Below are 25,752 nucleotides of genomic sequence, written 5' to 3'. Positions count from 1 at the left end.
TCAGCCGAGTTGGTCCAGCATGGTGTCGGCGTCGCTGTCGCTCAGGTCCGGCGCGCGCCAGGCCTGCAACCAGGCGATGAACTGCTCATGCGGCATGGGCTTGGCAATGAAGTAACCTTGACCTTCATCGCAGCCGAGTGCGCTCAACAGGCGCCAGGCCTTGGCGGTCTCGACGCCCTCGGCCACCACGCTGAGGCCCAGGTTGTGGGCCAGCTCAACAGTTGATCGCACGATCTTGGCGTCACCCAGATCGGTCTCCATGGCCATGACGAAGCTCTTGTCGATCTTCAGTTCATGCACCGGCAGGCGCTTGAGGTAAGCCAGCGAGGAGTAGCCGGTTCCGAAGTCATCGATGGACAGCTTGAAGCCGCGGGCGTGCAACTGTTCCAGGGTGTGCAGAGCGCGCTGCGGGTCGTCCATGATGGCGCTCTCGGTGATCTCCAGGCACAGGGCATCGCTGCGCGCGCCATGTGCGTCGAGCAAGGTCTGGATCTTGGCGGGCAGGTCCTGGTCGAGCAGGTCGCGGGTCGACAGATTGACGCTGATGCGCAAGGCCAGGCCTTGGGCATGCGCTTGCGCCCAGGCGGCGGCAGAGGCCTCGATGACCCAGCGTGTCAGCGTGCGGATGAAGCCGGTCTGCTCGGCAAAAGGAATGAAGAGCATGGGCGGCACCAGACCGCGCTGCGGATGTTGCCAACGCACCAGGGCTTCGGCGCTGATGATGCGGCCGCTTTGCAGGTCAACCTTGGGTTGCAGGAAGAGGCGCAGTTCGCCGGCCTCCACAGCGTGGCGCAGCTCACTCAGCAGTGACAGCGATTCCTGGCTGCCCGCGTCCAAGCTGGCGCTGTAGAGCACGCTGCCGCTTTGCCGCTTCTTGGCCTCGAACATGGCGAGGGAGGCGCGGCTCAGCAGCTGCTTGGCGTCCCGACCATGGGGTGGTGAGAGCGCCATGCCGATGCCGGCGCTCAGGTCCACGGTCTGGTCCTTGAGGCGCAGGGGGCGTTCGAAATCGCGGTGGATGGCGTCAGCCAGGGCCAGGGCCGAAGTCTCGTCAGCGTCACTGAGCAGCACGGCGAACTCGTCGCCGCTCAAGCGGGCCAGGCTGTCCTCGGTCGAGGGCAGCAGCTCCTGCAGGCGCCGGGCCACCTTGTGCAGCAGCAGGTCGCCGAACTCATGGCCTTGCACGTCGTTGACATGCTTGAAGCGGTCCAGGCCCAGGGTCAGCACCGCACAAGGCTGCTCGGCATGGCCGCTGAGCCAGAGCTCCAGCTGCTGCACAAAGCCAGCGCGGTTGGGCAGACCGGTCAGTTGGTCTTTGAAGGCGAGTTCATTGAGGCTGGCATCGCGCTCCTGAATGCCGTGGCGCATGGCCTCAAAGGCGCGTGCCAGATCGCCCACCTCGTCGGCGTTGCCGTCCTGCGCCACCGGCGTGTCGTAGTCGCCGGCGCCCAATCGCTCGGCCGAGTCGGCCAGGGTCTTGATCGGCCGGCTGATGCGGCGCGCCGTCAACACGCTGCCCAGGGCAAAGACCAGGATGCCCAGCACGGTCAGCGAGCCCTGGGTCTGGCGCAGGGTGCGGTAGGACTCAAAGGCTTGATCGAAGGAACGCAGCAGCAGCACCGACAGTTGCTGCTCGCCCGAGCGCAGCAGCGGCACATAGAGCCCGCGCATTTCTTCCTCGCCCAGTTGCAGGGCAAAGGCGGGCTCGCCGACCTGCACCTGGCCAGCCACAGTGGCGGCGGCTTTCTGGTCCAGCACGCTGCCCAGCGGTGCCCAGGCCTGTTGGCCCTGGCGCAGCAGGAAGGCGCTGCTCAGGCCGGATAGGGTCTGCAGCTCGCGCAGCGGTTCGGCCTGCAGGTCCACGGCCATCAGCAGCCAGCCGCCCAGGCCGGCCGCCTTCACCGGCACGAAGACCAGCTGGTAGGCCCGCCCGCCGACCAGCGCTAGGCTGGAGCGGCCGGCGGCGTTGTTGCCTGCGTCTTCGTCTTCCTTGGCCTGGATCAACGCCGGCAGCAGGGCGGCGAAGGCCTCCGCCTGCGGGCGGGTGGCGGTGACCAGGTGGAAGTCGGCCGCCACATAGGCGATCACGCTGGCGTCAACCAGATGGTTGTTCTTGGAGTCGAGGGCGCTGAACAGAGTCTCGGCAAACTCGGTCGGCGCCATGCCGGAGGCCTCGGCCAGCACGCTGCGAATGCCGTGGTTGTTCTCCAGCTGGCGCAGCACGGCCACTTGCTGCAGCGCGCCCTGTGCAAGCAGGTGAGCGAGCATGCGCTGGCCGGTCTTCAACTCGGCCTCCACCGCCACCTCGGTGCTGCGACGGATATTGGCATAGGTGATCAGCCAGCTGGTCAGCTGCACCAGCACCAGCAAGGCCAGAAAGAGCGCGACGATGCGGCCCTCGAGCCGACGCAGATTGAGAAAGGCGGGTCGTTTCATGATGAGGGCTCAGCGCAGCGGCAATTGCACCGGCGCCGGCTCATTGCCGACTACCAGGCGCAGGGTGAAGCTGCTCAGCAGCGGGCTGCCCAGCTTGGGGTGCCATGCCTTGAGCACATGCTCGCCGGCCGGCAGCTCCAGGCGCAGCAGGCCTTGGGCGTCGGACTTGGCGAAATGCGGCGTGTCGACCACGATGATGTGGGCGCTCATATCGTCGTGGATATTGCAGCCCAGGGCGGCCACGCCGGCTTTGTCGAACAGCACCGGCGCGGTCGGGGTGCCGGTGTAGAGCTTGAGGTCGAACTTCTTGGTCGCGGAGAAGGAGTAGACATGGTGACGCACCGTGTCGAAGTTCGGGAAGTTGACGGCTGTTCCGGTCTGCACGATCAGGATCGGGGGCGAGAACTGTCGCGAGCGTTGCTCCATCTGGGCCAGCGTGCCTGCGGGCGCCTGACCCGTCTGCCCTTTCACTTCGACGGCGATCACCGCATCGGCCAGGGGCTGGCCGGCTGCGTTCTGCACCCGGAGGGTCCAGCTTGCCGCCTGGGCTGCCGTGGCGCACAACAGGGCGCTCAGGGCCGAAAGAATGAGGGAGAGGGGCCGGGCGGCCGGACTGAAGCATGGGTTCATCGGGGGCGGTCCTGGGTGTTGCCGGGCGCGGCGGTCGGAGCGGCGTGGCTGACGATGTCACGCTTCATCGGCGCCAGCAGGCGCAGCAATTCGTTCTTGGCGCCGGCCGAAACGCCGGCACGGTCCAGCTCTTCGCGAAGGATTTGCACGAGCACATCGAATTCCGAGGCCTGGATGCGCGCATCCTGGTGCGAGCGGGCCATGGTTTCGCCCTCGTAGACGCAGCCGCCGCCGCTGAGCGCGCAGAGCTGCTGGGCCAGGCTGGTCTTGATGGTGGCCAGCTTGATGCCGGCAAAGCTGCGCCGGGTGCGCGGGTCGCTGGCGCTGCGCTCCAGGGTTCGGTCCACCACGGTGGCGATGCCGGCTGTGCCACCCAGGCGCTCGAACAAGCTGCTGTTGGGGGCCATGGGCGCACAGGCTGCCAGCCCCGCGGCACTCAGGGCCAGGAGAAAAACTCCACGCAACAGCCTTGTTTTCATGCGTCCGGGTTTCTCGATTGGGTCTACAAGCAGAACTCACTGCGTCGGCGCAGGGCCGAGCCTGCGATCTCGCGGCTCAAAGACTGTATCGGCTCCCACCCGGCCCGACTTGAAACATTGCTGGCTTGCTCATGAAGAAAAAACTGCTCCCCACTTGGATCGCGCATCTGGCACTGTGTTTGGCCGGTGCCGCGGCGGCCCACCCGGTCTGCGCGGGCAGTCGCCTGCCGGCCACGTCCGGCGTCAGCCAGGTCGAAGGCGCGGCCGGTGGTGGCCTCAGCCCCTGGGCCTTGATCGCCGGCGGCGGCAGCCGCGACGAGATCGGCGCCTCGGCCTTCGCCACCCGGGTGCAGACCCGGGGCGGCTATGTGCTGGAGGCGGCCGGTGCGGCCCTGGGCTTGTACGACACGCTGGAGCTGTCGGCCGCGCGTTGGCGCTTTGGCCTTTCGGACACGGTGCCGGGGCAGAGCCTCAAGCTGGACGTGCTGGGTCTCAAATGGCGGGTGTTCGGCGACGCCGTCTACGACGCCGACCGGCCCTGGCCACAGATCGCGCTGGGTCTGCAGCACAAGCGCAACCGCAGCCTGGCGGTGCCCGAGCTGCTGGGCGCCAGACGCGGCAGCGACATCGAGCCCTACGTCTCAGCCACCAAGCTCTGGTTGGGCGCTGCCGGTGGCTACAACCTGCTGGGCAATATCACCCTGCGCGGCACCCGGGCCAACCAGATGGGCCTGCTCGGTTTTGGCGGCGATCGTGGCGATCGCTTGCGCCTGCAGCCCGAGCTCTCCTTGGCCGTGCTGCCGCATGATGCGCTGGCCCTGGGTGTGGAGTGGCGAGCCAAGCCCAGCCTGCTCAGCGCGGCGCCTGAAACGCGCGCCCTCGATGTCTTCCTGGCCTGGTGGCCCTATCCGGGCCTGAGCTTGACGCTGGCTTACCTGGACCTGGGCCAGATCGCCAACAAGACGGCGCAGCGCAGCAGCTACCTGTCGCTGCAGGCGCAGTTTTGAAACTTCGTAGGCCGCTCAGCCCCGCAAGGCCAGGCGCGGCGCGCGTGTGGCCGTGGTCTCCACCAGCATCAGGGCCAGGCGGCGCAGGCCGGCCCAGGGCTCCAGCGGCCAGTCGGGGTGGCGCAGGCCTTTGACCAGTCCGTCGCAGATTTGTGCGGCGGCCACCAGCCGGCTCAGGTCGCCGCTGTGCAGGCTGGGCACGATGCGCTCGAACAAGCGTTCCTTGGGCCCCCAGACACGCGCTTCGCGCATGGCCATGGGCAGAGGCTTGCCGGCATCGACGGCGTCGCGCACGCGCTTGAGCGCGCGGATGTCCTCGGCCAGGCTCCAGTGCACCAGCACGGCGGCTTCGCCCTCGGCCTCCAGGCCTTCCAGCATGCGCAGCACGCGGGCGACCTGGCCGCCCAGCACGGCTTCGCTGAGCTTGAACACATCGTAGCGGGCGACATTGAGCACGGCCGCCTCGATTTGCTCAAAGCTCAGCAGGCCCGGCGGGTGCAGCAGGGCGAGTTTCTGCAATTCCTGGTGGGCGGCGAGCAGATTGCCCTCGACCCGGTCGGCAAAAAAAGCCAGGGTGCGCTGGCCGGCTTCGCCGTCCTCGACGCGCTGGCCTTGCTGGACCAGGCGCTGGGCGATCCACTGCGGCAGGGCGCGGCGCTCGACCGGGTCCACGCGCACGCAGACCCCGGCGCCGTCCAGGGCTTGGAACCAGGCGCTGTTCATCTGCGTCTTGTCCAGCTTGGGCAGGGTGACCAGGGTCACCACATCCTCGGGCAGCTGGGCGCAGTAACGCTGCAGCGCCTCGGAGCCATCCTTGCCCGGTTTGCCATTGGGAATGCGGATCTCGATCAGCTGGCGCTCGGCAAACAAGCTCATGGCCTGGGCTGCACCCAGCACTGGGCCCCAGTCAAAGTAGGCGCCGGCAACGGTGAAGACCTTGCGCTCGCCATAGCCCTGGGCGCGTGCCGCGGCGCGGATGGCGTCAGCCGCCTCCTGGGCGAGCAGGGGCTCATCGCCGTAGACGGTATAGATCGGCCGCAGCGCTTTGGCGAGCTGGGGCTTGAGGGCGTCGGAGCGCAGTTGCATGCGTAGAGCCTGGGTCAGCCGAGGTCAGGCAGGCAGGCGCACGGCCGAGAGGCGGCGCATGATCTGCGCCACCGCATCGGATTGCATGGCCCGGTAGAGCTGCGCTTCTTCCTGCTCTTTGGCCAAGGCCGTGCTCTCGGTGTAGTTCATTTCGCGCGTCATGCGCAGCTCGGTGCGTGGCAGCAGCAGCTCACCCGAGGGCGTGCGCAGCAGGTAGTCGAAGTTGACGCGCAGCTGCCACTCCCGCACCTGGCCGGCGCTGGTGGACACCACCACCGAGCGCTCGCGCACATCGCGCAGCGCCTCCAGCACGAGCTCGGCGCGGTTGGCGTCCTCCACCAGCAGCAGCGCGGTGCGCGAGAGCTGCCGCTTCAGGTCGGCGGCCAGCGGCGAGCCCGGCTTGAAGCCGCTCAGCGCCAGGCTGCGGAACAGGAACTCCGGCTCGCGGCGCAGCTCAAAGCCGCAGCCCACCAGCGGGGCGGTGGCGGCGGCCAGGAGCAGGTGGCGGCGCTGCAGCAGGGTGCTCATCGTCAGACGACCAGATTGACCAGGCGGCCCGGCACGATGATGACCTTCTTGGGCGCCTTGCCTTCGCTGAACTTGGCGAAGTCTTCGCTGGCCAGGGCCAGGGCCTCGATGGCCGCCTTGTCGGCCGCGGCGGGCACCTTGATGGCGCCGCGCAGCTTGCCGTTGACTTGCAGCATCAGCTCGATCTCGTCCTGCACCAGGGCGGCCTCGTCCACACTCGGCCAGGGCGCGTCGAGCAGGTCACCCAGCTCGGCGGCATAGCCCAGGTCTTGCCAGAGGGCGTGGGTCAGGTGCGGGCAGGCGGGGTAGAGCACGCGCAGCAGCACCGAGAAGCCTTCACGCACGGCCGCGTCCTGGCCTTGGGCCTTGAAGCCTTCCAGTGCATTCAACATCTTCATGGCGCCCGAGACCACGGTGTTGTACTGCATGCGCTCGTAGTCGTAGCTGATCTGCTTGAGCACCAGATGCACGTCGCGACGCAGGGCCTTGCCGTCGCCGTTCAGGGCCGCGTAGTCGCGGCCGCCGACCTGGATGGCGGCCTCGTTCTTGGCGCCAAAGCCCCAGACGCGCTTGAGGAAGCGGTGCGCGCCTTCAACGCCGGCGTCGTTCCACTCCAGGGTCTGCTCCGGCGGCGAAGCGAACATCACGAACAGGCGGGCCGTGTCGGCGCCGTACTGGTTGATCAGCTCTTGCGGGTCCACGCCATTGTTCTTGGACTTGGACATGGTCGTCATCTCGTACTCGAGCGGCGTGCCGTCGGCCTTCAGCGTGCCGCCGATGACCTGGCCATGCTCGTTGGTCTGGACCTTGACCTCGTGCTCCCAGTAGTAGTTCTTGCCGGCGTCTGCGGGCTTGTGCGAGAACGCGCCCTTGAGCACCATGCCCTGGGTCAGCAGGTTCTTGAAGGGCTCGTCGAAGCTGATCAGCTTCAGGTCGCGCATCACCTTGGTCCAGAAGCGGGCGTAGAGCAGGTGCAGAATCGCGTGTTCGATGCCGCCGATGTACTGGTCCATGGGCATCCAGTACTGGCTGCCTTCGCCGACCATGGCCTCGCTGTTCTTGGCGTCGCAATAACGCATGAAATACCAGGACGAATCCACGAAGGTGTCCATGGTGTCGGTTTCACGCTGGGCCGGCTTGCCGCATTTCGGGCAGGCCACGTTCAGGAAACCGGCGTGTTTTTTGAGTGGGTTGCCGCTGCCGTCGGGGATGCACTCTTCCGGCAGCACCACGGGCAGGTCTTGCGTCGGCACGGGCACGGCGCCGCAGTCATCGCAGTGGATGATGGGAATCGGCGTGCCCCAGTAGCGCTGGCGGCTGATGCCCCAGTCACGCAGGCGCCAGGTGGTTTTCTTTTCGCCCAGGCCGCGGGCGGCCATCAGCTCGGCGACCTTGGTGACGGCGACCTTGTGGCCCAGGCCGTCGAGTTCGCCCGAGGCGATGCAGACGCCTTTTTGCTTGTCGCCGTACCAGTCGGCCCAGACCTTGTCGTTGAAGCTCTCGCCCTCGACCGCCACCACCTGCTTGATGGCCAGGCCGTATTTGTTGGCGAATTCGAAATCGCGCTCGTCATGCGCCGGCACCCCCATTACGGCGCCGTCGCCATAGCTGATCAGCACATAGTTGCCGATCCAGACCTCGACTTGCGCGCCGGTCAGCGGGTGGTTGACGAACAGGCCGGTGGGCTTGCCCTTCTTCTCCTGCGTGGCCAGTTCGGCTTCGGTCGTGCCGCCGCGCTTGCACTCTTCGATGAAGGCGGCCAGCTCTGGGTTGGACGCGGCCGCGTGCGTGGCCAGCGGGTGCTCCGGCGCCACGGCGCAGAAGGTCACGCCCATGAGGGTGTCAGCACGGGTGGTGAAGACGTAGAGCTTGCCGTCCTGGATCAGCTGACCGTCGGCGCCGGCGATCTGGTGCGGGAAGGCGAAGCGCACGCCCTCGCTCTTGCCGATCCAGTTCTCCTGCATCAGGCGCACGCGCTCGGGCCAGCCGCTCAGATAGCTCTTGTCTTCGGGGTTGGCCACGGCCGAGAGCAGCTCGTCGGCGTACTTGACGATGTTCAGGTAGTAGCCGGGGATCTCGCGCTTCTCGACCACGGCGCCCGAGCGCCAGCCCTTGCCGTCGACCACCTGCTCATTGGCCAGCACGGTCTGGTCGACCGGGTCCCAGTTCACGACCTGGGTGCGGCGCTCGGCGATGCCGGCTTCCAGCATCTTCAGGAACAGCCACTGGTTCCACTTGTAGTACTCGGGCGTGCAGGTGGCGATTTCGCGCGACCAGTCGATCGCCAGACCCATGGCCTGCATCTGCTTCTTCATGTACGCGATGTTGTCGTAGGTCCACTGCGCGGGCGGCACCTTGTTCTTCATCGCGGCGTTCTCGGCCGGCAGGCCGAAGGCGTCCCAGCCCATGGGCATGAGCACGTTGTAGCCCTTCATGCGCAGCTGGCGCGTGAGCATGTCGTTGATCGTGTAGTTGCGCACATGGCCCATGTGCAGCTTGCCGCTGGGGTAGGGCAGCATGGAGCAGGCGTAGAACTTGGGCTTGCTCTGGTCCTCGACCACGCGGTAAGCGTCACGGGCTTGCCAGTGGGAGCGTGCGGCCTGTTCGACCTCGGAAGGGGTGTACTTTTCGTTCATGGTGGGCTCGGTGCGAAGTGCGCCGATTGTAAAAGTCGTGGGCCGGGCTGCCGCTCAGGGCTGCTTCGGTAGGGGCGTAGGCGTGTGCGTGGGCGCTGTGGCGGTGTCAGCGTCGGTGACGAAGGCCATGCGGTGCAGGCCGGCGGCTTGGCACCAGCCGATCAGCTGGGCCACTGCACCGTAGGGCGCGGCCTGATCGGCACGCAGCTGCACCTCCAGCTCGGGCCGGCCGGCGCCCAGGGTCTTCAGGCGTTGCTGCAAGGTGGCGGCGTCGAGTTTTTCTTCGCCCAGGTAGAGCGAGCCGTCGGGTGCCACGGCCAGGGCGATGAACTGCGGCGTGTCGCCCGGCGTGGCGGCCTCGCTCTTGGGCAGGTCCAGGCGCAGGGAGTTGCTCATCAGCGGTGCCGCGATCATGAAGATCACCAGCAGCACCAGCATGACGTCGATCAACGGCGTCATGTTGATGTCGCCCATGGGCTTGGGGCTGTCGCGTCGTTCCAGGCGGCCGAAGCTCATCTCAGGCTCCGGGAGGGTGTGGCGCGCGGGCGCTCACGACGCTTGAGGCGCATCGCTGAACATCTCGCGCAGGTCGTGCGCAAAGCCTTCCAGCTCGGCTTCGCAGACGCCGACCTGCTTGCCGAAGACGTTGTAAGCCAGCACGGCCGGAATCGCCACGGCCAGGCCTGCGGCGGTCATGATCAAGGCCTCGCCCACGGGGCCGGAGACCCGGTCCATGCTCAGATTGCCGCTGGCCGAGATGCTGACCAGAGCGTGGTAGATGCCCCAGACGGTGCCGAACAGGCCGACGAAGGGCGCGGTGCTGCCGATCGAGGCCAGCAGCACCTGGCCGAATTGCAGGCGCTGCAGCACGCCGTGCAAGGCGTCGCGCAGGCGGCGGGTCAAGCGCGAATGGGCATGGCCGGCGGCGTCCAGGGTGCCGCTGCGGGTGTCGCTGGTGGCTGCGTCCAGCAGGGGCAGGAGCAGGCCTTCGGTGTCAAAGTTCTGCAGGGCAGCACGGCCCGAGGCCAAGTCGGCCGCATCCCAGAAGGCCGGCACGGCACGGGCGATGCTGCGGCGTGCGCCACGCAGCGTCCAGCTCTTCCAGAGGATCAGCACCCAGGCGCTGACCGACATCAGCAAGAGCAGCAGCGCTACGCCTCGCGTGACTGCATCGCCCTGGGCCCAGAAACCTTCGAAATTGCTCATGATCCCTTCAGCCCCAACACGTCGTTCATGTCGTAGAGGCCCGGGCCTTGGCTGGCCAGGAAGCGCGCGGCGCGCAGGCTGCCCTGGGCAAAAGTGGCGCGGCTGCTGGCCTTGTGGCTGATTTCGATGCGCTCACCGATGCCGGCGAACAGCACGGTGTGGTCACCGATGATGTCGCCGCCGCGCACGGTGGCGAAGCCGATGGTCGAGGGATCCCGCTCGCCGGTGACGCCTTCGCGGCCGTAGACGGCGCAGGCCTTCAGGTCGCGACCCAGAGCGTGGGCCACGGCCTCGCCCATGGCCAGGGCGGTGCCGCTGGGGGCATCGACCTTGTGGCGGTGGTGGGCTTCGATGATCTCGATGTCGAATCCTTCGTTCAACGCGCGCGCGGCGCGGTCCAGCAGGCCCAGCACGACATTGACGCCGACGCTCATATTGGGCGCCATCATCACGCCGACGCGGCCTGCAAGCGCGCCGATCTGGGCCTTCTGCTGGGCATCGAAGCCGGTGGTGCCGATCACCAGTTTGACGCCGAGCTCGGCGCAAATGGCCAGGTGGGCCAGGGTGCCCTCGGGGCGGGTGAAATCGATCAGTACATCGCTGCCCTGCAGCGCGCTGCGCACGTCATCGCTGATCAGAACACCGCTGGGCTGGCCCAGGAAAGCGCTGGCATCCTGGCCCAGCGCGGGGCTGCCCGGGCGGTCCAGGGCGGCACTGAGTTGGCAATCCGGTGCTTGCACCACGGCTTCGATCAGCATGCGGCCCATGCGGCCCGAACTGCCGGCGATGGCGATGCGCAAAGGGGCGGCCCGGCTGGTCAAGACTTGTTCTCCAGCGGCGGGTAGGCGCGCACCGGCCCGATGGCTTCGGCGGCAGCGGCGGCCGGCTTGACCGGCACTGGCAGGGCCTTGCGCTCGGCCTCGCTGAGTTCCAGCTTGGGCGGCTCGCGGCGCTCGGCCTTGGAGCTGATGGCGGCCACGAATTCGTTTTCGCTCGGCAGGTCCTCGGGCACTTCCAGTGACTTCAAGGTTTCACCGTCGAACAGTGCCACGACCTTGCGCTGCTGGTAAATCGTGCCTTGACGCTTGATGGTGAAGACATAGTCCCAGCGCTCGGCATGGAAGGGGTCGGTCAGCAAGGGCGAGCCGAGCAGATCGCGCACCTGGGCGCGCGGCATGCCGGGTTTGACGCGGGCCACCAGTTCCTTGGTCAGCACATTGCCCTGGACAACCTCGAGCTTGTAGGGCGTGATGCGTTCCAGCACCGTCGCGCCATTCGAGGCATTGAGCATGTCCAAGGACGGCATGCTGGAGCAGGCACTCAGGGCGCTGGCAGCGCCAACGATCAGCGCCAAAAGACCGGATCGGGCTGGGATTGCAAGTGTTTTGGGGCTGCGCATGGCGTGATTCTGTGGGGGCTTGGGCTGGTCTGGGCCCGGAGCTGGCTATGATCGGCCCATTCTAGCGGCAGGCCCATGGTGGGCCGCGCCGGCCCCAGCAGTGTCATGAACCGCACCGACGAGATCAAGAACAGTGGCCTGAAAGCCACCCTGCCGCGCATCAAGATTCTGGAGATTTTCCAGAAGACGACGCAGCGCCACATGACGGCTGAAGACGTCTACAAAGCCTTGCTGGTGGAGGACGCTGACATCGGCTTGGCCACGGTGTACCGGGTACTCACCCAATTCGAGCAAGCCGGGCTCTTGTCGCGCAACCATTTCGAATCCGGCAAGTCGGTGTTCGAACTCAACGAAGGCCATCACCACGACCATCTGGTCTGTTTGACCTGTGGTCGCGTGGAGGAGTTTTTTGACCCCGCGATCGAGGAACGGCAGCATGCCATCGCCCGCGAGCGGGGCTTCAAGCTGCAGGACCATTCCCTGGCCTTGTACGCGGCCTGCGTGAAGACCGACTGCCCGCACCGCGGCAGCTGAGCACTCGGGCGATCAGCCCCGCAGCGGCCCTCAGTCGTCGCTGTGCTGCCCTTGTTCGATCGCCCGCTGGTGGCGCTCGACAAACTCCCGGTAGGTGTCAATACCGCGCAACTGCAAGACCGTGTTGCGCACGGCCGCCTCGACCAGCACGGCCAGGTTGCGGCCGGCATCCACGGCAATGATGGCCTTGCGCACCGGCATTCCGAGCACGTCTTCGTACAGCGGCTCGTAGGGCAGGCGCTCGAAGTCGCGCTCCATGGTTTCCTTGCGCACCAGATGCACGATCAGCTTGAGCCGCATCTTGCGGCGCACGGCCGTCTCGCCAAAGATGGCCTTGATGTCGAGCAGACCGATGCCGCGCACTTCCAGCAGATTCAGCAGCAGCTCTGGGCAACGGCCTTCAATGGCGGTTTGCGAGATGCGGAACAGATCGACCGCGTCGTCGGCCACCAGGCCGTGGCCGCGTGAGATCAGCTCCAGGCCCAGCTCGCTCTTGCCCAGGCCCGATTCGCCGGTCAGCAGCACGCCCAGGCCCAAGATGTCCATGAAGACGCCGTGGCGGGTGGTGCGGTTGGCAAACAGCTGGGCCAGGTAGGCGCGCACTACGTCGATGACATGGCCGGCCGAGTCCTTGGTCACAAAAAGCGGAATCTCGGCGCGGTCGCACATGGCCACCAGGCGGTCAGGCGGCGGCTGGTCGTCGGCGACGATGATGACCGGAGGCTCCAGCGTGACGATGCGCGAGATGCGGCGGTCCAGCACCTCGCCCGAGGCCTGACTCAGGTAGGCCACTTCACGGCGTCCAACCAGCTGCACCCGATAGGGATGGATGTAGTTCAGGTAACCGACCAGGTCGGCGGAGGACTGGGCGTCGCGAACCGCGGCTTCGTCGAAGCGGCGCTCCGGATGGGCATGGCCGGCAATCCACTCCCAGCGCAGGCGTTCACGGTGTTCTTCGAAAAGCCGGTCGGCGCTGATGGAGGTGGGTTTCACTGATCGGAAGGCGGCGCGTTGAGAAAAAGGAGGGGGATTCCGGAAACTCAGGCGACCGACTTCAGCGGCTCCCAGGCCGCGATCAGACGGTGCAGCGTGCCAGCCTCGGGATCTGTTTTGAGTTGCTCGCGCAAGTCGCGATCCGACAGCATTTCAGCAATCTCGGAGAGGATCTCCAGATGGCGCTGCGTGGCGGCCTCGGGCACCAGCAGGAAGATCAGCAGGCTGACAGGCTCGTCGTCCGGCGCATCGAAACCGATCGGCTGCTGCACGCGCAGCACGGCGGCCAGCGGGTTTTTCAGGCCCTTGATGCGGCCATGCGGAATGGCCACACCGTGGCCGAGGCCGGTGGAACCGAGGCGCTCGCGCGCAAAAAGATTGTCCGCCACCATCGCACGGGAGATCGCGTGATGGTTCTCAAACAGCAGGCCAGCCTGCTCGAAAACGCGTTTCTTGCTGGAGGCATCCACATTCACCAGCACGTTGTCGGCGGGAAGGATGGCGGCGAGACGGTTCATGGTGTCTAAGCGTCGCATACGGCTGGGTGGGCCTTGGGCGGGACGCTTGTCGGTGTCGAATTGGAGAATTATAGAAAGCTCACCCCCTTCTGGGGGCCCCCGGGTCTGGTGGCAGTGCACAAATACGCGCATTGCTGCGGTGCAGCAACGAATGCGGACCAAGGAGTGGGCGATGTGCGGAGCGGATCTTGGGCAAGAAAAAAGGCGACCTGAAGGTCGCCTTGCGTTTGATTGGGCCAGCGGCCGAAGTTCAGGGGGCTGGCATGTCCAGGCGCTTGGCGGAGGCGTGGTGGTGATCCTGCAGACGGTCTTTGTGGCGCACCACTTGGCGGTCCAATTTGTCCATCAGCTGATCAATGGCGGCGTAGAGATCCTCACTGGATTGCTCGACGAAGATGTCGCGTCCCTTGACATGCACAGTGACCTCGGCCTTTTGCCGGCGTTCTTTTTCCTTCTGCTTTTCCACGGTGAGCAAGACATTGATGTCAACGACTTGATCGAAATGGCGGGTCACTCGGTCTAGCTTGGTGAGCACATACTCACGCAGAGACGGCGTTACTTCCAAATGGTGGCCACTGATTGTCAGATTCATAAAACGGCCTTTCACGAAAAGAAAGTCGAAAGTACTGGGGTCAGGAAAAGAACGAAAAAAACGGATCGCTGGGTGCTGTCTTGGGCTCTTCTTGAGTGGATCGGCGAATTCAGTTTGCACCCGAAGTGCAGTTGTGACAAGTGCTTGACGGCCGGAACAAGGGTCATAGTCCATTTGACTTTGAGGCTTGGCAAAGAGCGTGAAGGATTGGGCAAAAAGCAGGGCGCACCGAGGTGATAATCGCGGAATACCAGCTACGGAGCATTTCTTGGACAGCGACCACCCTCGGTGACCGTCCACTCCCTCGCCAACTGCGCCGATACCGCTGCCTTTGTGCCGGTTCGCGCCGCTTGTCCGGAGTGAGACGGGTCCCCAAACGCCCACACCCGGACGGCCTCAGTGCCCGTCCTGTCTGAAAAAAGAACAAGAGACGGCGCACGAGCGCTGGAGGTTTTTTGCATGCTGAATGTGTTCACGCTGGACAACGGGCGCCTGAAGGGCGGCCTGTTTCAGGAAGAAATCGAATCCGCCGAAGACCTGGCCCTGTCGCGGCCGGTGTGGGTGGATCTGGAAGATCCCACCGCGGTCGAAAAGGGCTGGATTCGTGACCGCTTCGGCCTGGTGATTCCGGAAGACATCGTTGATGAAGATCTGGAAGAGTCGGCCCGCTTCTACGAGGAAGACAACGGCGAGTTGCATATTCGCTCGGACTTCTTGATCGACGACGATGAGGCGCCGCGCAATGTGCGGGTGGCCTTCATCCTTTACAACAATGTGCTGTTCTCAATCCACAACGAGGACCTGCCCGTCTTCCGCCTGCTGCGCCTGCGCGCACGACGCATTCCGGCCTTGATCGAGGATGCCAAGGATGTGCTGCTCAAGCTCTACGACGCCGATGCCGAGTACTCCGCCGATGTGCTGGAAGGTATCTACGACAACCTCGAGAAGGTCAGTGCGCGGGTCCTGAAAAAGGACGTCAACGACACCGAGGCCGGCGAAGTGCTGGCCGCGATCGCCCGCGAGGAAGACTTGAACGGCCGCATCCGCCGTAACGTCATGGACACGCGGCGCGCGCTCAGCTTCATGATGCGCAGCCGCATGCTCAGCGCCGAGCAGTTCGAGGAATCGCGTCAGATTCTGCGTGACATCGATTCGCTCGATTCGCACACCGCCTTCTTGTTCGACAAGGTCAATTTCTTGATGGACGCCACGGTCGGTTTCATCAACATCAACCAGAACAAGATCATCAAGATCTTCTCGGTGGCCAGCGTGGCCTTGCTGCCTCCGACCCTGATCGCCAGCGTCTACGGCATGAACTTCAAGTTCATGCCCGAGCTCGACTGGCAGTTCGGCTATCCCTTCGCCCTTGGCCTGATGCTGGCTTCGGTGGCGGCGCCCTTCATCTACTTCCGCCGCAAGGGCTGGTTGCGTTGATCCTGGCGCTGTTGCTGATCAACTGGCGCGCAGGCGCCGCTTGATCCAGCGCATCAGGGCGCCCAGCAAGGGCAACTTTTCATACAGCTCCTCCGCTGTGTCCCAGTAATCGCGGTGGTAGGCGACACGGCCGTCGACGGCGAAGCGCAGATGGCTGCTGCCATGGATGCGCATGGGTTCTTTCTGCGCCTGCCTCTGGAAGACAAAGTCCCAGCTCAGAAAGCACTGGTCGCCCTGAGCCAGTGCGTCTAGAACCAGGAAGCGCGGTTGCTCCAGGGTTTCGAACATATGGGCGAACACCTGTTGCACGCCGGCCAGGCTGCGGACCTCGTTGAAGGGGTCCTTGAAGAAGGCCTGCTCGGTGTAAAGCCGACCGAGGCCGACCACATCGGCCGGCTGCAGCTGTTCGAAGAAGTCGATCACCGCCTGCACGCGCGGGTCGGAATGCCTGATGCTCATAGTCCGGTCGCGCGTCGAACGGCGCGAAAGTAAAGGCCGTGGCCCAGATGGCGCAAGAGCTTCAACCAGAGGGTGAAGCGCTTGGGGAAATGAATCTCGAACTCGCCGCGCGCCCAGCCTTTGAGGATTTCCTGTGCGGCCTGTTCGGCCGTGATCAGGGCCGGCATGGCGAAGTCGTTCTGAGCCGTCAGCGGTGTGGCGACAAAACCTGGGTTGATGACCGAGACACCGATCTTCTCCGGCGACAGGTCCAGATAGAGAGCCTCGGCCAGATGGCTCAGCGCCGCCTTGGAGGGGCCGTAGGCCAGGGACTTGGGCAGGCCGCGGTAGCCCGCCACGCTGGACACCAGGCTGATATGGCCGGGCTGCCCTTGGTGAGCCTGCAGCAGCATCTGGGGCAGCAGCGCTTGCAGCAGCTTGAGCGCGCCGACGTAATTGATGTCCAGGTGACGCATCGCTTCGTCCAGCGAGAACTGCTGGGCGCGCATGGGCTGGTAGTAGCCGGCGCAATAGAGGCAGAGGTCGATGCGACCGTGGTTGCGCACGATCTGACGCACCGCCTGCTGCAGCGCTTGCGCATCCATCACGTCGAGCGGCAGGGGCTGCGCGCCTGGATGTTGCGCAGCGAAGTCATTGAGCAGATCGGCCTGCCGGGCCGAGACGATCACGCGCGCTCCGGCGGCGTGGAGTGAGGCCGCCACCGCCCGGCCGATGCCGCTGGACGCGCCGACCAGCCAGACCGTGAGGCCGTGCCAGTCCTGGATCTTGGGGTTCAGTGACATCGCAGGCCGGTGCTCAGAGTTTCTGGAAGGACAAGGTCACCTCGCCCAGGGCGAAGCCGAACTTGCTCATCTTCGCCTTGTTGAGCAAGGTGCGCTCGTCCACCAGGTACATCCAGTCGTCGAACTGCACCTCGTAGACCGTGCCGTCGACCGGCAGCTTGAGCGTGTAAGCCCAGCGCAGCGCATTGCCGGCTGCCTGGCCTTGGGCCTGCCCCAGCACATCGGCTGCAGTGCCGGTGTAGCGACCCTGGCCCAGATCCTTCAGGGTCCAGACCCGGCGCTCGCGCTTGCCGTCGCTGTATTCGAAGTCTTCCTCCAGCACGCCGGTGTCGCCTTCCCATCGGCCTACCAGCTTGACGATGAATCGGCGCTGCACCTTGCCGGCGCGATCGGTGAAAATGCCGTGAGCGATCAGGGGGCCGTTGAAGTAACGGCGCAGGTCCAGGGTTGGTGTCTCTTTCGCATAGTCCTCGGGTTGCGGCGCCGAGGCGCAGCCAGCGAGCAAGCTCAGCGTGCCAGTGGCGGCGCCGGCCAGCAGCAGTCGGCGACGGGATTGGGTCGTGTTCATGGCATGTCCTCCCCTTGCGGGCGTATCCAGTTGCGGTAAAGCAGTGCCGCAGCGGCCAGCTTGAGCAGGCAGGGCAGCAGGCAGTAAGACAGAGTCAAGGCGTTGAGTGCCTGGGCGTCGCGGGCGCCGGGCGTGTAGCCCAGCACTTGCAGCAGCGGCAGAGCCAGGCCAGCGGCGAGGGCCAGGTTGAGCTTGTTGGCGGCGTTCCACCAACCGAAAAAGCTGCCCTCAGCGCGTGCATGCAAACCGGCGCGCTGGATCACTCCGGCCAGCATGGCGCCGGGAATGGCCAGGTCCGCGCCCAGGGCGGCGCCGCTGGCCAGGCAGACCGCCACAAAGCCGGCCTGATCGCCTGCGCCTAGCGCCGCCGCCCAGGCGAACGCCGCCACGGCCAACACCATGCCCAGACCCCAGCTGCGCGCCTGGCCCCAGCGCGCCACCAGGCGCAGCCAGAGCGGCAGAGACAAGGCCGCGGCCAGAAAGTAGCAGGCCAAGTACAGGCCTTCGGCTTGCGGCGTTTGCAGCCGGTCACGCACAAAGAACAGCAGCAGCGTGGCCGGAATCGCTGCCGCGACCCCGTTGAGGAGGAACACCGCCAGCAGGCGACGAAAGCCACGGTAGGCCCAGACCTGCACCGGGCGGGCCTGGCTCGCTCGGCCGCCTGGGCTGGCCCTGGGTGCGATGCGCAGCAAGAGCAGGCTCAGGGCGAGGCAGAGCGCCAGCACGCCTGCGGTGCCGGCCAGGCCGATCCAGGCGGGCAGCAGGCTGGCGGCGATCACGCCGGCGAGAGCCAGGCCTTCACGCCAGGCCACCACCCGGGTTTGCTGGGCCGGGCTGCCGCCCAGGCGCGCGCCCCAGGTCTGGTGCATGACGCTGAGCAGGCTGTAGCCCGCGTAGCAGACCAGCAGAAAAGCGCCGCACCACAGCAGCAAGCCCTGCGGCTCGCGCAGCGGCGGGAAGAACAGGGCGTAGAAACCGCCGCCCAGGGCCGCTGCGGCCCCGGCCATCAGTGGCAGCACGCGGCGCGGGTGTTCGTTCAGCCAGCGGTCGCAGAGGCGGCCGATCCAGGGGTCGACCAAGGCATCGAGCAGGCGTGCTGCCAGCAGCAGGGCGCCCAGCCAAGCCAGCGGCATGCCGTAGTTTTGGGCATAGTGGGCCGGCAGGCTGACGTAGAGCGGCAGGGCGACAAAGGCGAGCGGGAAACCCAGGCCGCCGTAACGCAGGCCGGCCGCACGGCCGCGGCCCAGGCCGGCGCTCAGGGTTTCAGCCTTCGCTGCGTGGGCCACGGTTTTCGCCACGCGCCTGGCTGCTGTCGGCCGAGCGTTTCAGGAGTTGCTCGCGCATGCCGGGCTCTGAGCTTTGCGGTGCCAGCCAGATGCCGCTGAACAGGCGCGCGAATTCGCTGTCGGCGATTTGCCGGCGCGGCTGGCTGTTGATGAAGAACTGCACGCCGCGCGCCGGCTCGAACAGGCCGCTGATGCGGTCGCCGGCTTTGACGTCGGGGAAGGCTGCTTCCATCTCGCCCAGCCAGCGCTGTGCCGTGTCCTCGCTGATCTCGGCCTGGCGGCGCATCTCCACCAGCGAGCGTTTGGCGATCTCGCGCCCGCTCAGGCTGCGGGCGTACTCCAGTTCCAGCGCCAGGGTCTGGCGCGCCCAGTTCTCCGCGTTCACGTGCTCCGCCACCCAAAGCCGGATGTCGTAGATGCGCAGGCCGAAAAAGCGCATCTGCGCCTCCGCTTGCAGGCGCAGTGCCTCCGGCACTTCGGCCGGACGCTTGCGCTGCGCCTGGACCGGCAGGACCAGCAGCCCGGGCATCGCAAGAAGCAGGTGGCGGCGTTGCATGGTCTCAGCCCTCGCGCTGCAGGGTGAACTGCATCACATCGGTGTTGTCGGCGGCAAAGGCCGCTTCGCAGTAGGCCAGGTAGAACTCCCAGAGTCGCATGAAGCGGGTGTCGAAACCGAGCTCGCGCACCGGGCCCTCCTGGCGCAAAAAGGCCTCGCGCCACTGGTGCAGGGTGCGGGCGTAGTCCTGCCCGAAGGCCAGTTCATTGACCACGCGCAGGCCGGCCTTGGCCGCATGGGCGCGGAACTGGCTGGGGCTGGGCAGCATGCCGCCGGGGAAGATGTACTGCTGGATGAAATCGCTCGAGCGGGCATAACGCTCGAACAGATCGTCGCGGATGGTGATGGTCTGGATGCAGGCGCGGCCACCGGGCTTGAGCTTGGCGGCCACGGTCTGGAAGTAGCCGTCCCAGTATTCACGACCCACGGCCTCGAACATCTCGATGGACACCACGGCGTCGAAGGCCGGGTCGCTGATGTCGCGGTAGTCCTGGAATCGCAGGTCGGCGCCGTCAGCGAGGCCGGCGCGGGCCAGGCGTTCCTGCGCCCAAGCCAGCTGCTCGCTGGACAGGGTCACACCGGTCAAATGGGCGCCGAAGTCGCGCACGGCGGTCTCGGCCACGGCGCCCCAGCCGCAGCCGATTTCCAGCACGCGGCTGCCGGCGACGACCTGGCATTCCTCCAGCGCGCGCCGCATCTTGGCGGCTTGTGCTTCGGCCAGACTGCCCTGCTTGTCGCTGTCGAACCAAGCGCTGCTGTAATTCATGCTCTCGTCCAGCCAGAGCCGGTAGAAGGCATTGCCCAGGTCGTAGTGCGCGTGGATGTTCTTGCGGCTGCCGGCGCGGCTGTTGCGGTTGAGCAGATGCTTCACACGGTGCAGCAGGGCGCCCCACCAAGAGCCGAAGATCACTTCGTCGAGTGCTTCGCGGTTGCGAACGAAGAGTTCGAGCAAGGCGCGCAGGTCGGGCGTGCTCCAGTGGCCGGCCACAAAGCTCTCGGCAAAGCCGATGTCGCCGGAGCGGAGGGCTGCGCTGCAGACGGCCCAGTCGCGGATGCGAAGGGCCGCGCGTGGCCCCTCGCTGCCGCCGAAGTGGGCGCTGCTGCCGTCGGGCAGCTGCACATCGAGGCTGCCCTGGCGCAGATGTCCGAGCAGGCGGAACACGGTGCGCGCGGTGGCTGGCGCGTCGCTGGGCAAGGTGATTCTTTGCGGGAGCGTGCTTGAGTTCATCGTGAGCAAGGCAACCTTCAACGGGTCACCAGAGTTTCAGGGGCGGCGGGTTTGCCGAAGAAGGGCACGCGTTTGAGCGCCAGGCGCAGGGCTTGCCAGTGGATGCGCCAGACCAGCATCAGGCTCAGTGCCGGCATGGCAAAGAAGGCGGCCCGGGCGCTGGCCTCGCTGAGCGGCTGCAGCCGGCCGCTGACGCTGGTCTGCAGCAAGGGCCCAGTCTCGTCCTCGTGGTCGATTCGGGCCACCGTGCGCGCGCCGCCTTGGCTGCTGTGCATGAAGCGAAAGCGATAGCCGCCGGCGACACGGCAAAACGGCGAGACATGGAAGACCTTGCGCGCTTGCAGCTCGCGTCCATAGGCCAGGCCCTCGCCTTGCAGCAAATAGCAGTGGCGCTCGCCGAAGGTGTTGTTCACCTCGACGACGATGGCGGCCAGGCTGCCGTCGCGGCGCTGGCAATACCAGAAGCTCACCGGCTTGAAGGCGTAGCCCAGCACGCGCGGAATGCAGTGCAGCCAGACCTCGCCGTCGGCATCGTTCACGCCTTCGCGCGCCAGCAGCTCGTCCAGCCAGGCGAGGGCGTCGTGGCCACCCTCGCCGTGGTCGGCGTCGTGGAAGCTGAGCCAGCCAAAGCCATTGCGGTGCAGGGCCGGGCAGGGCGCAGCGCGCAGCTGACGCATCGGCAGCATCAGGAAATAGCTGCGGTAGGCGAAGGCATGGCGGCTGGGGCGCAAGCGGCTGTGGCGCACGACGCCACGGCCGATCAGGGCCTGCTGCGGCCAAGCCAGGGTGCCAGCAGCCCTTGAGCTCATGCCTTCTGCTCCGCCCAGCGCTGCGTCAGCGCCCGCGCCACGCCCAGGCCGGAGAGCAGGCCGTCTTCATGGAAGCCGTAGCGCGTCCAGGCGCCGCAGAACCAGATCTGGCCTTCGCCTTGCATTTGCGCCACGCGGCCTTGCGCGGCCACGGCGGCGCGGTCAAACACCGGATGGGCGTAGTCGAATTCACCGAGCACATGGCTGGCCTTGGGCTCGCGCACCGGGTTGAGCGAAACGATCACTGGCTGTTGCCAAGGCAGAGGCTGCAGGCGGTTGAGCAGGTAGTGCAGGCAGACCGCACTTTGCTCCGCGCCGGGGCGGCTGCCGCCGTGTTCGTAGTTCCAGGCCGCCCAGGCGCGCTGGCGTTGCGGCAGCAGGCCGGCGTCGGTGTGCAGCACGGCGCGGTTGCGGTGGTAGGCGATGGCACCCAGCACCTGGCGTTCCAGCGCACTGGGCTGATCCAGCAGGCGCAGCGATTGGTCGCTGTGGCTGGCCATCACCACCGCGTCAAAGCGCTCGCTGCCGGCCTTGGAATGCACCAGCACGCTGCCGTCGGCCTGGCGGCTGACGACTTGCACGGGGCAGTTCAGGCGCGTGTCGGCAATGCGGGGCAGCAGCTTGTCGACGTAGCGGCGTGCGCCGCCGCGCACGGTGAACCACTGCGGCCGGTTCGTCACCTGCAACAGGCCGTGGTTGTGGCAGAAGCGGATCAAGGTGCTGATCGGGAAGCTCAGCATCTGCGCGGTCGGGCAGGACCAGATGCAGGCGACCATGGGCAGCAGGTACCAGTCGCGGAAGGCCGCGCTGAATCGCTGCTCGTCGAGGAACTCGCCGATGGGCTGGGCCAGTGCGCGTTCCTGGCCGCTGCGGGCCAGCTCGGTGCACAGGCGATTGAAGCGGGTCAGGTCGCTGAGCATGCGCCAGAAGTCCGGCCGCAGCAGATTGCGGCGCTGGGCAAACACGGTGTTGAGATTGCTGCCGCTCCACTCGAGATCGCTGCCCGGCGCCTGTACCGAGAAGGACATGTCACTGGCGGCCACCGCCACCCCCAGCTGCTCGAAGAGTTGGATCAGCAGCGGGTAGGTGCGCTCGTTGAAGACCAGGAAGCCGGTGTCGACCCCGTGGCGCTGGCCTTGCAACTCGACATCGACGGTGTGGGTGTGGCCGCCGAAGTAGTCATTGGCCTCGAACAGCGTGACCCGGGCCTGCGAACTCAGCGCCCAGGCGGCCGAGAGGCCGGCGATGCCGGAGCCGACCACGGCCACGCGGCGTGCGTTCGGGGGCAGGGCTTCGGGGAATTGCGGTGCGCCGAGTTGACGCAACCACGGCAGCAAGTCAGCGGCGTGACCGTCCGCCGAGCCCGTAGCTTGACGCAAAAGAAAAGGGCTTCCGGCTGCGCCGGAAGCCCCAGGAATAAAAGAAGTCGCAAGATGCCTCGAAGCCAACGAGGGAGGGAGGGAGGAGGAGGAAAACGGCTCCGAGATTTCAGCCCCTACACAGGGGAGATCTTGCGACTGGAATCGGTTGCATCGTACCGAAGTATTTGCAGGCGAGGAAGCCAAGACCGCCGTTTGCAAAGCTTTACAAACACCCCGCCCGCCCTGGGACAAACGACTCAGCAGCTCTGTAGTTTGGCTAAAAAACGCCCAATTTCTGTCGCTTGAAAAAGGGACAGAGCGCAGGCTGGAGACAACAGAGTGGGGCATGGCGGTGATGCAGAAAAGTCAAACAGTCAGTTGAACGTCAGGGTTTGGCCAGCAGGCGTTCCAATTCCTGGGTGAAGGAGTTGCCCAAAGGGTCGCTCATGGAGCCGAAGCTTTTGATCTCGCTGCCGTCACGCGCGATCAAATATTTGTGGAAATTCCACTTCGGCGTCTGTCCGGTGCGCTTGCCCAGATCGGCGTAGAGCGGGTTCAGTCCGCTCTGGCCGGCCTTGACGACTGACTTCGAAAACATCGGGAACTTCACATTGAAGGTGTTCTCGCAGAACTCTGCGATTTCCTTGTTGCTGCCGGGTTCCTGGCCGCCGAAGTCGTTCGAAGGGAAGCCCAGCACCACCAGACCGCGTGCCGCGTAACGGGTGGACAGGGTCTCCAGTGCCTTGTACTGCGAGGTGAAGCCGCAGAAGCTGGCCGTGTTCACCACCAGCAGGACCTTGCCGCTGTACTGGCACAGGGGCTGGGGCTTCTCGTCTTGCAGGCGCGGGAATTCGCGTTGCAGCAGCTCAGGACAAGCGGCGGCGGCAGATGCGGTCGGGCTGGCTGGGGCCGGCGCTGCTTGGGCGGGCGCTCCAAGCAGAGCGGCGGAGAGGGTGCCGACCAAGGCGCAGGCACCGAGCAGGCCGGGGCGGTGCTGTGGGCGATTGCAGGAGCGAGTGTCCATAGTTTGTCCTAGTCAAAACTTTGTTATTTCACTATATTAGGCCATCTAGAGATTTTTGTCCTATGTTTGTCCAATACAAAGTTCGCGGTGATTGCATGAGCCTGGAGCCCCACTGTGGTTGAGGCGCCGCCGAGTGCCGACTTGCATGCCGGCGCCGTGCCCGACGAGGTCGCGGCTGCTCAGGCACCGGCCCCTTCGGCTTGGCCCGGCATTGCCGCGGTGGAGCGCGACACCGGCATCAGCAAAGATACCTTGCGCATCTGGGAGCGTCGCTACGGGTTTCCTCAGCCCTCGCGCGACGCGCAGGGCGAACGGGTCTACCCGCCCGAGCAGGTGCAGCGTCTGCGTCTGCTCAAGCGTTTGCTTGATGCGGGCCACCGACCCGGGCGGATCGTGGCCGCCAGTGAGTCGAGCCTGCAGGACCTGCTGGGCCAGTCGCGCGGCGGGCCGGCCGAGGCCAGCGCTGCCGCCGCCCATGGCATCGATCTGCAGGAGTTCTTGCGCTTGTTGCGCCGCCATGAGGTCCAGGACCTGCGCCGCCAGCTGGCTCAGGGCCTGTTGCGCCTGGGTCTGGGCGCCTTTGTGCGCGAAGTCGCGGCGCCGCTGACCGTCATGATCGGCGAGGCCTGGATGCGCGGCGAGCTCGAGGTGTTCGAGGAACATTGCTACAGCGAGTCCTTGCAGCAGGTGCTGCGCCAGGCCATTCAGGCGATTCCGCCGCTGGCCCTGGGCGAGCGGCCGCGGGTCCTGCTTAGCACCTTGCCGGGCGAGCCGCACGGCCTGGGCCTGCTCATGGTCGAGGCCTTGCTGGTCTTGGAGGGTTGCCAATGCCTGTCCCTGGGTGTGCAGACGCCCGCCAGCGAGCTGGTCAAGGCTGCCAGAGCCCATGGCAGCGATGTGCTGGCCTTGAGCTTCAGCGGCCTGCTCAGTGCCGGTCAGGTGCAGCGCCAGCTGCGTGAGCTCCGCGCCGAGTTGCCCGAGGGCCTTGCGCTCTGGGCGGGCGGCCGCGCGGCGGCCTTGCAAAAGCGCGCTCCTCTGGCGGGCCTGCAGCATCTGACCGAGCTGGAACAACTGGCCCCAGCGGTGGCCGATTGGCGCCGGACGCATCAGCTGCCGAAGCCAGAAAACGCCTGAAGCCCTGCGACAAGCGCGTGAAGACCAGGGGCCGCTGCGGGCCATGCCTGCCAAACGGTCTATGGCTTGTCATACTCAGTGCATAAGCTCGCCAGAGCAAACGAGGATCGATGATGCTTTACCCGGAACTTTTCAAGCAGCTGGAAGCGGTGCGCTGGAATATGGACAAGGACATCCCCTGGGATGCCTTCGACCCCGGCCTGCTCAGCGATGACCAAGCCCGCACCATCAAGATGAACGCCATCACCGAGTGGGCGGCGCTGCCGGCCACCGAGATGTTCCTGCGCGACAACAAAGACGACAGCGACTTCTCGGCCTTCATGAGCGTCTGGTTCTTCGAGGAGCAGAAGCATTCCCTGGTGCTGATGGAATACCTGCGCCGTTTCCGCCCGGACATGGTCCCCACCGAAGCGGAGCTGCATGAGGTGCGCTTCGACTTCGACCCGGCCCCGCCGCTGGAAACCTTGATGCTGCATTTTTGCGGCGAGATCCGGCTCAACCACTGGTACCGCCGCGCCGCCGAGTGGCACACCGAGCCGGTCATCCGTGCCATCTACGAAACCCTGGCCCGCGACGAGGCCCGCCATGGCGGCGCCTATCTGCGCTATATGAAGCGTGCCATGGTCAAGTTTGGCGATGAGGCACGCGCCGCCTTTGCCAAGGTCGGCGTCCTGATGGCCAGTGCGCGCCGCACCGCCCAAGCCCTGCATCCCACCAATCTTCATGTGAACGTGCAGCTGTTCCCGCGCGACACCATCCAGAGCCGCCTGCCCGACCCCGAGTGGCTGGAGCACTGGCTGGACAAGCAGATCCAGTTTGATTCGGTCTGGGAAAACAAAGTGGTCGAGCGCATCCTTCACAACATGAGCTTGCTGATGGAACGCAGCTTCGCCAGCGTGCAGGAACTGAACCGCTACCGGAAGGAGATGGCCGGCGCTGTGGCTTCTGCCGCCTCTGCGGCCGCCGCCGCAGGCGGTCTTGGCGGCGCCCCGGCTGCGACCTGAGACCCCACCTTGGCCTGAACGGCCGCCATAAAAAAGCCCGCCAATCGGCGGGCTTTTTCTTGG

Annotated in this window: 27 protein-coding genes; 5 read left to right on the top strand and 22 right to left on the bottom strand. The window is 66.0% G+C overall.

Annotated features, from left to right (window positions below; translation table 11 throughout):
- From LNV23_RS01965 to LNV23_RS01955, 3 genes are read right to left on the bottom strand one after another with little or no spacing between them, the layout of a single operon-like run.
- On the bottom strand, nucleotides 1–2,436 hold the full coding sequence (locus tag LNV23_RS01965) for a putative bifunctional diguanylate cyclase/phosphodiesterase (protein WP_263561404.1): 2,436 nt from the start codon (nucleotides 2,434–2,436) through the stop codon (nucleotides 1–3).
- Between the two features lie 9 nt (nucleotides 2,437–2,445).
- Nucleotides 2,446–3,066, bottom strand: a complete 621-nt coding sequence (locus tag LNV23_RS01960; RefSeq protein WP_263561403.1) for a methylamine utilization protein — start codon at nucleotides 3,064–3,066, stop codon at nucleotides 2,446–2,448.
- The gene (locus LNV23_RS01955; RefSeq protein WP_263561402.1) at nucleotides 3,063–3,545 is read right to left on the bottom strand and encodes a group I truncated hemoglobin; all 483 of its coding nucleotides are present in this window, start codon (nucleotides 3,543–3,545) and stop codon (nucleotides 3,063–3,065) included. Before LNV23_RS01955 ends, LNV23_RS01960 begins: the two co-directional genes overlap by 4 nt.
- A 131-nt stretch (nucleotides 3,546–3,676) precedes the next feature.
- On the opposite strand from LNV23_RS01955, the gene LNV23_RS01950 reads away from it, so the two are divergent.
- Nucleotides 3,677–4,552 carry a DUF3034 family protein gene (locus LNV23_RS01950; protein ID WP_263561401.1) on the top strand — a complete coding sequence of 292 codons (876 nt, stop codon included), beginning with the start codon at nucleotides 3,677–3,679 and terminating at the stop codon, nucleotides 4,550–4,552.
- A 15-nt stretch (nucleotides 4,553–4,567) separates the two neighbouring features.
- Here LNV23_RS01950 and holA read toward each other — a convergent pair whose 3' ends face one another.
- From holA to LNV23_RS01915, 7 genes are read right to left on the bottom strand one after another with little or no spacing between them, the layout of a single operon-like run.
- A complete protein-coding gene (holA, locus tag LNV23_RS01945) occupies nucleotides 4,568–5,638 on the bottom strand; it encodes a DNA polymerase III subunit delta (protein WP_263561400.1) in 1,071 nt (356 codons plus the stop codon).
- Nucleotides 5,639–5,662: 24 nt separating this feature from the next.
- A complete protein-coding gene (locus LNV23_RS01940; protein WP_263561399.1) occupies nucleotides 5,663–6,166 on the bottom strand; it encodes an LPS-assembly lipoprotein LptE in 504 nt (167 codons plus the stop codon).
- Between the two features lie 2 nt (nucleotides 6,167–6,168).
- Nucleotides 6,169–8,802 carry a leucine--tRNA ligase gene (leuS, locus tag LNV23_RS01935; RefSeq protein WP_263561398.1) on the bottom strand — a complete coding sequence of 878 codons (2,634 nt, stop codon included), beginning with the start codon at nucleotides 8,800–8,802 and terminating at the stop codon, nucleotides 6,169–6,171.
- Between the two features lie 54 nt (nucleotides 8,803–8,856).
- Nucleotides 8,857–9,318, bottom strand: a complete 462-nt coding sequence (locus LNV23_RS01930) for an ExbD/TolR family protein (protein WP_263561397.1) — start codon at nucleotides 9,316–9,318, stop codon at nucleotides 8,857–8,859.
- 33 nt (nucleotides 9,319–9,351) lie between these two features.
- Nucleotides 9,352–10,008 carry a MotA/TolQ/ExbB proton channel family protein gene (locus LNV23_RS01925; protein WP_263561396.1) on the bottom strand — a complete coding sequence of 219 codons (657 nt, stop codon included), beginning with the start codon at nucleotides 10,006–10,008 and terminating at the stop codon, nucleotides 9,352–9,354.
- Complete coding sequence (dapB, locus tag LNV23_RS01920; protein ID WP_263561395.1) at nucleotides 10,005–10,829, bottom strand: 4-hydroxy-tetrahydrodipicolinate reductase; 825 nt, start codon at nucleotides 10,827–10,829, stop codon at nucleotides 10,005–10,007. Before dapB ends, LNV23_RS01925 begins: the two co-directional genes overlap by 4 nt.
- Nucleotides 10,826–11,407 (bottom strand): outer membrane protein assembly factor BamE, encoded by a 582-nt coding sequence (locus LNV23_RS01915; protein WP_263561394.1) that lies wholly within the window; start codon nucleotides 11,405–11,407, stop codon nucleotides 10,826–10,828. Before LNV23_RS01915 ends, dapB begins: the two co-directional genes overlap by 4 nt.
- Nucleotides 11,408–11,512: 105 nt before the next feature.
- On the opposite strand from LNV23_RS01915, the gene fur reads away from it, so the two are divergent.
- Nucleotides 11,513–11,941, top strand: a complete 429-nt coding sequence (gene fur, locus LNV23_RS01910) for a ferric iron uptake transcriptional regulator (RefSeq protein WP_263561393.1) — start codon at nucleotides 11,513–11,515, stop codon at nucleotides 11,939–11,941.
- Nucleotides 11,942–11,971: 30 nt separating this feature from the next.
- Here the strand turns inward: fur and hprK are convergent, their stop codons facing one another.
- The 3 genes from hprK to hpf all read right to left on the bottom strand — a co-directional run bounded on the left by hprK (nucleotide 11,972) and on the right by hpf (nucleotide 14,044).
- Complete coding sequence (gene hprK, locus LNV23_RS01905; protein ID WP_263561392.1) at nucleotides 11,972–12,934, bottom strand: HPr(Ser) kinase/phosphatase; 963 nt, start codon at nucleotides 12,932–12,934, stop codon at nucleotides 11,972–11,974.
- 47 nt (nucleotides 12,935–12,981) lie between these two features.
- Nucleotides 12,982–13,452, bottom strand: coding sequence for a PTS IIA-like nitrogen regulatory protein PtsN (gene ptsN / locus LNV23_RS01900; RefSeq protein WP_263561391.1), 471 nt, complete (start codon nucleotides 13,450–13,452; stop codon nucleotides 12,982–12,984).
- A gap of 250 nt (nucleotides 13,453–13,702) precedes the next feature.
- Nucleotides 13,703–14,044, bottom strand: coding sequence for a ribosome hibernation-promoting factor, HPF/YfiA family (gene hpf, locus LNV23_RS01895; RefSeq protein WP_263516430.1), 342 nt, complete (start codon nucleotides 14,042–14,044; stop codon nucleotides 13,703–13,705).
- A gap of 459 nt (nucleotides 14,045–14,503) precedes the next feature.
- Between hpf and corA the strand changes: the two genes are divergently transcribed.
- On the top strand, nucleotides 14,504–15,478 hold the full coding sequence (gene corA / locus LNV23_RS01890) for a magnesium/cobalt transporter CorA (protein ID WP_263516431.1): 975 nt from the start codon (nucleotides 14,504–14,506) through the stop codon (nucleotides 15,476–15,478).
- Nucleotides 15,479–15,496: 18 nt separating this feature from the next.
- On the opposite strand, the gene LNV23_RS01885 is transcribed toward corA, so the two are convergent.
- From LNV23_RS01885 to LNV23_RS01845, 9 genes are all read right to left on the bottom strand, one after another.
- A complete protein-coding gene (locus LNV23_RS01885; protein ID WP_263561390.1) occupies nucleotides 15,497–15,937 on the bottom strand; it encodes a nuclear transport factor 2 family protein in 441 nt (146 codons plus the stop codon).
- Nucleotides 15,934–16,719, bottom strand: a complete 786-nt coding sequence (locus LNV23_RS01880) for an SDR family NAD(P)-dependent oxidoreductase (RefSeq protein ID WP_263561389.1) — start codon at nucleotides 16,717–16,719, stop codon at nucleotides 15,934–15,936. Before LNV23_RS01880 ends, LNV23_RS01885 begins: the two co-directional genes overlap by 4 nt.
- A gap of 13 nt (nucleotides 16,720–16,732) precedes the next feature.
- Nucleotides 16,733–17,287, bottom strand: coding sequence for a DUF3833 domain-containing protein (locus LNV23_RS01875; RefSeq protein WP_263561388.1), 555 nt, complete (start codon nucleotides 17,285–17,287; stop codon nucleotides 16,733–16,735).
- Nucleotides 17,284–18,573, bottom strand: a complete 1,290-nt coding sequence (locus LNV23_RS01870) for an MFS transporter (RefSeq protein ID WP_263516435.1) — start codon at nucleotides 18,571–18,573, stop codon at nucleotides 17,284–17,286. Before LNV23_RS01870 ends, LNV23_RS01875 begins: the two co-directional genes overlap by 4 nt.
- The gene (locus LNV23_RS01865; protein ID WP_263561387.1) at nucleotides 18,551–19,129 is read right to left on the bottom strand and encodes a chalcone isomerase family protein; all 579 of its coding nucleotides are present in this window, start codon (nucleotides 19,127–19,129) and stop codon (nucleotides 18,551–18,553) included. Before LNV23_RS01865 ends, LNV23_RS01870 begins: the two co-directional genes overlap by 23 nt.
- A 4-nt stretch (nucleotides 19,130–19,133) precedes the next feature.
- Complete coding sequence (locus LNV23_RS01860) at nucleotides 19,134–20,357, bottom strand: SAM-dependent methyltransferase (protein WP_263561386.1); 1,224 nt, start codon at nucleotides 20,355–20,357, stop codon at nucleotides 19,134–19,136.
- Between the two features lie 17 nt (nucleotides 20,358–20,374).
- On the bottom strand, nucleotides 20,375–21,166 hold the full coding sequence (locus LNV23_RS01855; RefSeq protein ID WP_263561385.1) for a DUF1365 domain-containing protein: 792 nt from the start codon (nucleotides 21,164–21,166) through the stop codon (nucleotides 20,375–20,377).
- Nucleotides 21,163–22,455, bottom strand: coding sequence for an NAD(P)/FAD-dependent oxidoreductase (locus LNV23_RS01850; protein ID WP_263561775.1), 1,293 nt, complete (start codon nucleotides 22,453–22,455; stop codon nucleotides 21,163–21,165). Before LNV23_RS01850 ends, LNV23_RS01855 begins: the two co-directional genes overlap by 4 nt.
- Nucleotides 22,456–22,912: 457 nt before the next feature.
- Nucleotides 22,913–23,551 carry a glutathione peroxidase gene (locus LNV23_RS01845; RefSeq protein ID WP_263561384.1) on the bottom strand — a complete coding sequence of 213 codons (639 nt, stop codon included), beginning with the start codon at nucleotides 23,549–23,551 and terminating at the stop codon, nucleotides 22,913–22,915.
- A 114-nt stretch (nucleotides 23,552–23,665) separates the two neighbouring features.
- Here LNV23_RS01845 and LNV23_RS01840 point away from each other — a divergent pair, with 114 nt between their 5' ends.
- Both LNV23_RS01840 and LNV23_RS01835 read left to right on the top strand, forming a co-directional pair.
- Nucleotides 23,666–24,685, top strand: coding sequence for a MerR family transcriptional regulator (locus tag LNV23_RS01840; RefSeq protein ID WP_263561383.1), 1,020 nt, complete (start codon nucleotides 23,666–23,668; stop codon nucleotides 24,683–24,685).
- Nucleotides 24,686–24,798: 113 nt separating this feature from the next.
- Nucleotides 24,799–25,689: an acyl-ACP desaturase gene (locus LNV23_RS01835; protein ID WP_263561774.1), complete on the top strand. Its 891-nt coding sequence runs from the start codon at nucleotides 24,799–24,801 to the stop codon at nucleotides 25,687–25,689.
- Nucleotides 25,690–25,752 lie beyond the last annotated feature (63 nt).

This window comes from Kinneretia sp. DJ1R-11 (assembly GCF_025717595.1).
Taxonomy (GTDB): domain Bacteria; phylum Pseudomonadota; class Gammaproteobacteria; order Burkholderiales; family Burkholderiaceae_C; genus Paucibacter_A.
Note: the sequence above shows the minus strand (reverse complement) of the source record. Positions and strands in the feature narration are given on the sequence as shown.